A 2,540-nucleotide genomic window follows, 5' to 3' on the forward strand; every position below is an offset into this window, starting at 1 on the left:
ATCAGTTCGGCCAGCCCCTCGGCGCCACCGGCCTCACTGGCCACGACCGCCGAGCCGGTGACCAGCGGCACCAGAACACTGGTCACCGTCAGGTCGAAGGCGAGGGACGAGTGCAGTGGAGCACCGCCGCCCTGAGTCATCCCGTAGGCACCGGCGGCCCAGCCCACATAGTTCGCGAGACCGCCGTGGGTGACGGCCACACCCTTCGGCCGACCCGTGGAACCCGAGGTGTAGATGACGTACGCAAGCCCCTCGGACGCGACCGCCCCCTCCGGCGCCTTCGCAGAAGCCGCCGTCAGCTGCATCCGCACCAACGCCCCGTCCAGGGCCACGAACCGGTTCCGACCGGCCGGGAGATCGTCCAGGATCTCCTCGGTCGTCAGCGTCAGAGCCGCGCCGCTGTCGGCGAGCATGAACCCGATCCGCTCAGCCGGATACTCCGGATCGATCGGCAGATAACCAGCCCCCGCCTTCCAGGCCGCGAGGATCGCCACGACCGTGTCGATCCCGCGCGGCAGACACAGACCCACCAGCGACTCCGCACCAATGCCCTGACCGACCAGGTAGTGAGCCAGCCGGTTGGCGCGGGCGTCCAGTTCGGCGTACGAGACCGTCTCGTCGTCCGCAACGACCGCCACCGCATCCGGTGTACGGGCCACCTGCGCCGCGAACAGCTCCGGCACCAGCGCCGTTCCGAGGTCGGCAGCCGTGTCGTTCCAGTCGAGGAGCACCCGACGCCGTTCGTCCTCGCCCAGCACGCCCAGCGAGCTCAGGGGCACGTCCGCGCCGCCGTCCAGCGCCGTCTCCAGCGCGGACACGAGGTTCTCGGCGGCCGTGCGCACCAAGGCGCTCACCGCCTCCGGGTCGACGGGGGCGATCGCGTCCACCGCGAGCGCGAGGGTGTCGCCGTCGTCGTTGACCGCTACGGACAGCGGGTAGTTGGTGCGGTCGTGCGTCCAGACCGTGCGGATGCCCGTGATCTCCGCGTTCCGGCTCTTGCCGGCGCTCTGCCCGGAGTTGTGCCGGTAGTTGAAGAAGGAGGTGAACACCGGGGTGTCGCCCGCGACCCCGCTGGCCCGCTGAGCCACGGCGAGGGGTGCGTGCTCGTGCTCCAGGAGGCGGGCGAGCTGGCCGCGCATGGCGTCGACGGACTCCAGCGCGCCGAGTTCACCAGTGCGTACGCGGACCGGCAGCGTGTTCATGAACGGTCCCGGCACCCGGTCCGAGCCCGTGCCCGCGTTCATGCGGCCGAACAGGACCGTGCCGAAAACCACGTCCGCGCGGCCGGAGACGGCCGCGAGCACCCGGGCCCACGCCACATGCAGCACGGGGGCGGGGCTGACGCCGAGGCGGCGCGCGACTTCCCGTACGCGGGCGGTCAGGGCGGGGGCGAACTCCAGCTCGCCCTGGACGACGCCGGCGCCGTCACCGTGCACGTCGATCATGCCGTACGGAGCGGTGGGCTCGGTGACGTCGCCGAGCAGGTCGGCGAAGTAGCGCTCGTGCTCGGACTCGTCGACCCCGCCGCGTGCCTGGGCGACGAAGTTGCGGAAGGGCAGCGGCTCGGCCAGCTCGTCGCCGCGTCCCGTGAGGAAGGCCTGCACCTCTTCGAGGAAGACTTCCTTCGCTGTGTGGTCCTGCACCATGTGGTGCATCCGCAGCAGGGCGAGCCAGCGGCCGCTCTCCGGTACGGCGGCGATGTGCAGGCTGATCAGCGGGGCCCGGCCGAGGTCCATCGTGGAGCCGCCGGCCGCGACCAGGTCGGCGACCGGGTCGGTGCTGTCCGCGTCAAGGGTGACCTCCGTGACGGGGAGGGTGGCGTGGCGCCACACGACCTGGACCGGCTCGCGCAGGCCGTCCCACACGATGGACGTGCGGTAGATGTCGTGGCGGTCCACAACCTGCTGGAGGGCGGCGAGGAAGGTGTCGAAGCGCTCGCGCGAGTCGAACTCGACGACTGTCGGGAGCGCGTAGGCGTCGTCCCCGCCCTCGTTGAGGAGGTGGTGGAAGAGCAGGCCCTCCTGGAGGGGGGCCAGCGGGTAGACGTCGGCGACGTTGGCTGCGCCGCCGTCCACCAAGGAGACGACCACAGCGACCTCGTCGGCCGTGAGGTCGACGAGCGGCAGCATCTCGGGGGTGAGGGCGGTCGCGTCGGCCGGGATCAGGTTCTCCAGCACGGCGAACTGGTCCGTGCCCGCCGACAGCGCGAGGCCAGCCACGGTCGGGGTCTCGAACAGGGCCCGCACGGAGATCGACATGCCGCGCTCGCGCAGCCGCTCGACGAGACGGACGGCGAGGAGGGAGTGGCCGCCGAGGGCGAAGAAGTTGTCCTCGACTCCGACGCTGTCGAGCCCGAGGGACTCGGCGAAGGCCTCGCACAGCAGCTCCTCCTGGAGCGTGGCGGGGCCGCGGCCGCCGCCGGTGACATTCGCTGGAGCGGGCAGGGCCTTGTGGTCGAGCTTGCCGTTGACGGTCAGCGGCAGCGCATCCAGGACCACGACCGCCGACGGAACCATATAGGCCGGAAGACGACCGGCCAC

At 71.5% G+C, this 2,540-nt stretch carries 1 protein-coding gene; it reads right to left on the bottom strand.

Annotated elements, in window-relative coordinates:
- Positions 1 to 2,498 (bottom strand): AMP-binding protein (locus IEZ15_RS43640; protein WP_189282475.1); only part of this gene is annotated, 2,498 nt, incomplete at its 3' end.
- Positions 2,499 to 2,540: the final 42 nt, after the last annotated feature.

The organism is Streptomyces atratus, assembly GCF_014648655.1.
Classification (GTDB): domain Bacteria; phylum Actinomycetota; class Actinomycetes; order Streptomycetales; family Streptomycetaceae; genus Streptomyces; species Streptomyces atratus.